A 1,622-nucleotide genomic window follows, 5' to 3' on the forward strand; every position below is an offset into this window, starting at 1 on the left:
TTATATAGATACTGTAGGTAATGAATCAGCCTCAGCAACTGCTTCATTACAAGAGGCGCAGCGTGGCTTTGTTATCAATGGTGAGTCAGTGCGTGATTATAGTGCTCACTCAGTCTCCAACGCAGGCGATGTCAACGGCGATGGTTTAGATGATTTAATTGTGGGTGCTAATTGTGCTGATCCAAGTGGTAAATTAAATGCAGGTAGATCGTATGTCGTGTTCGGCAAACAAGACAACACCAATGCCATTGAATTATCAGCCATTGCCGCTGGCACAGGTGGTTTTATTATCAATGGCGAGTCAGCGTATGATGAGAGTGGCATCTCAGTATCCAACGCAGGCGATGTCAATGGTGACGGCTTAGATGATTTAATTGTGGGTGCTTATGCTAACGATCAGAGTAATAAATCATTAGCAGGTAGATCGTATGTCATCTTCGGCAAACAAGACAACACCAATGCCATTGAATTATCAGCCATTGCCGCTGGCACAAGTACAGATGGCTTTGTTATCAACGGCGAGTCAGCGAGTGATTATAGTGGTTGGTCAGTTTCCAGTGCAGGCGATGTTAACGGTGATGGCTTAGATGATTTAATTGTGGGTGCTTATAGATCCGATCTCAGTGGTAATTCAAATGCAGGTAAATCGTATGTTGTATTTGGTAAACAAGGCAACACCAATGCCATTGAATTATCAGCCATTGCCGCTGGCACAAGTACAGATGGCTTTGTTATCAATGGCGAGTCAGCAGATGATTGGAGTGGTTACTCAGTCTCCAGCGCAGGCGATGTCAACGGCGATGGTTTGGATGATTTGATTGTGGGCGCTATGTATGCCGATCCAAATGGCAACAGTTCAGGTAAATCTTATATTGTCTTTGGTAAAGCCAACAACAGTGCCATTAATCTGAGTGATATTGCTAATGCAAGTGACCCAACAGGGGGCTTTGTTATCAATGGTGAGGTGGTAGATGATCGTAGTGGCTTTTCAATTTCCAGCGCGGGTGATGTCAATGGTGATGGCTTAGATGATTTAATTATTGGTGCTGTACATGCTGATGCAAATGGTGGATCAAACGCAGGTAAATCGTATGTTGTATTCGGCAAACAAGACAACACCGCTATTAATTTATCAGCCATTGCCACTGGCACAGGTGGCTTTGTTATCAATGGCGAGTCAGCAAATGATTATAGTGGTCGCTCAGTCTCCAGCGCAGGCGATGTCAATGGCGACGGTTTAGATGATTTAATTGTGGGTGCTTATGGTAACGATCAGAGCAATAAATCATTAGCAGGTAGATCGTATGTCGTGTTCGGTAAACAAAACAACACTGATGCCATTAATTTATCAGCCATTGCCGCTGGCACAGGCGGCTTTGTTATCAATGGCGAGTCAGCGAGTGATTATAGTGGTTGGTCAGTCTCCAGCGCAGGCGATGTTAACGGCGACGGCTTGGATGATTTGATTGTAGGTGCTTGGGGTGCCGATCCAAGCGGCAAGACAAACGCAGGCAAATCCTATGTCATCTTCGGTAAAACCGACACTGATGCCGTAGATTTATCAAAACTAGGCGATGAGTCAAAATACACCATTGATTACCTTGGCAATAAAGACGACAACC

General features: G+C 44.7%; 1 protein-coding gene. It reads left to right on the forward strand.

The annotated features are described in order from the left end of the window. Positions 1-1,622, forward strand: a 1,622-nt coding sequence (locus BBROOKSOX_RS10775) for an integrin alpha (protein WP_139661784.1), incomplete at both ends; no start/stop codon positions are given.

It is taken from the genome of bacterium endosymbiont of Bathymodiolus sp. 5 South, from assembly GCF_900128535.1.
GTDB lineage: Bacteria > Pseudomonadota > Gammaproteobacteria > PS1 > Pseudothioglobaceae > Thiodubiliella.